A 2,093-nucleotide genomic window follows, 5' to 3' on the forward strand; every position below is an offset into this window, starting at 1 on the left:
CGGGTGATTGGGATACCTTGAGGGGACGGCAGAGACCTCCGGGCTTTGGTTGACTTGCTCAGGTTTTGTCAGGTAATGAATGCCCAATGCAGTTCCTGGTACCGTAAGAAAATGATCGATAGCAGCCCGATAAGATTCATTCACCGAAAGGGTATCAATATGACTTTCATTGGCCGGGTGCAGGTAAGAAACGATCTTTTGCCCTTCTTTTACCTCCACCTCATCCAAAAGGAGTAGGTATGGTTTTGAAGAAGGCGTTTTGTGCATTAATATCATGCTACGGTTGTGTACAGCGGAAGGAAGGGCAGGCCCGGCATTCCCCATGGCATAATCAAAATCTTGTCGGCTAATGTGCTCCACAATTCCATTTCCTAATCGGGAATCATGGTCTTTTCCATCTATGGTAAGGGTATTGTTTAAAGCGGCAGACCGGGTGGGCTCCCCTAGTCTACCTCCATTGACCAAAAGCCTGTTCCCCATTCCGGACAAGGCCAAGCCATTGGTTTCCTGATGAGTATGCCATTCATCCTGGCTTTTTATATTGTAAAGGACCGCATGCATACCCAGGGAATCATTGGGGCTTTCCCTGAGAAAAGCACCGCCATTTTCATACACAGTACTTTGGGGAGATCTTGGATAGGGCAATTTTTTTCGCGGTAGCAAATAGGAAATGATATGTCCCCTTTTCTTGTCATGCTCGTGAAACCAGGAGGCATAAGAAGCCGCCAATTCATCAAAATTACCTACCCGGGCATGTAATAAATCATTATTCAAGGTTTGACTGGGTAGCATGTCTCCTATGATGGCCATTTCCTTGTTGTTGTTTACACTGGCACTAAAGAGCCATCGGTGGTACTTTTGCAGTCTTTCATTGGCGTAATACCTTTGATCTATCCCGGTAAATTCCAGTACATCCATATAGCCGGCTTTGGAAATGCGGCTGTCCCCACCTCCTACTCTTTCCCAAGCGTAATGGATGGTGACCGGTGACACGCCATCAGGGGTAATTTGATGCATAATCCCTTTAAAATAAGCATCATCAGGCTCGGTTCGCACACCTTTGTAGATGTCCCAGGCACCATGTGTACCTAGCCTTACATCTGCCCAACTGCCTTTGCGGTTGATCTTGGAAAGCTGTGAGCCAATCACCTTTTCACAGGCAAGGATTTCTTCTTTGGATAAGTCATTGTACACGATATCTAGGGCAAGTATGGCTACAAAAAACGAACTCATGGGAGGCACTACGCCACCCCAATCCCTTTTTTCTGTAAGCGTCAAATTTGAATAACCATTTAAGATAAGGGCTTTGACTTTTTGGGCATATCTGGCTTTGTTTTTAGGATAGAGGATATAAGATAGAGCCACAGCCCCCATATAATCCTGTAAATCATAGGCTCCGGAAATGGCTTGGTTGAAACCTTCTTCTGTGATCTTCAAAGCATCCTCAGCCATGGACTTCCAGGGTTCATAATAAGCTTTTTCTCTGTGTGCCTTAAACTGATCTTGGGTTACGATTAGAAAAGGATGGCTAAGGGATTGGGCAAAAACCGAAGACCTCTCCAACATTAAAAAAATGCTAAGTGTTACAGTTAAGGTTAACTTGAATTTATTCATTGATTTAAAAATTAGGTATTTAATCCAAATTTAATGTGTAAAGCGCCAAAAGACGCTGCATAAAAGCAGGCCCTCCTGTTATGGTTTCATAGTGTTGATGCTTACTGGTGGCTTTTGGTAAAGGACTGTTCTCATCCAAAAAAAGCCTTATGCCCATTTGGGCAAAAAAATCAGCTCGCTCCTTGTATGCTTTATTTCCTGTCAACTGAAATAAGGTGCTCATAAGTTGTATTACATCCGCAAAAGCATCCGGATTCTGAGGTAGAGACAAATCAGGACTTGCTTTCAGGTATTGATCAGCAGCAGCAATTATCATAGATTTATATTGGTCGGCAATTTTTGAATAATTAGGCAAAAGTTGCTCGTATCTTTGGTACAAGAGATTGGCCGTTCCGGCATGCGTTCCATAGCCATAGCCTGTCGCCCAAGTTTGGGTATAAGGCTTGTTCATGGATCGGTTTCTGGGGGCGCCGGTCTCT

General features: G+C 44.1%; 2 protein-coding genes. Both read right to left on the reverse strand.

The annotated features are described in order from the left end of the window. Window positions 1-1,614: hypothetical protein (locus tag AAC037_RS23860; RefSeq protein WP_339906155.1), on the reverse strand; the 1,614-nt coding region annotated here is incomplete at its 3' end. Window positions 1,615-1,633: 19 nt separating this feature from the next. Further along, a partial coding sequence (locus AAC037_RS23865; RefSeq protein ID WP_339906156.1) for a hypothetical protein occupies window positions 1,634-2,093 on the reverse strand: 460 nt, incomplete at its 5' end.

Origin of the sequence: uncultured Cyclobacterium sp. (assembly GCF_963976465.1) — a bacterium.
In the GTDB taxonomy this organism is placed as follows: domain Bacteria; phylum Bacteroidota; class Bacteroidia; order Cytophagales; family Cyclobacteriaceae; genus Cyclobacterium.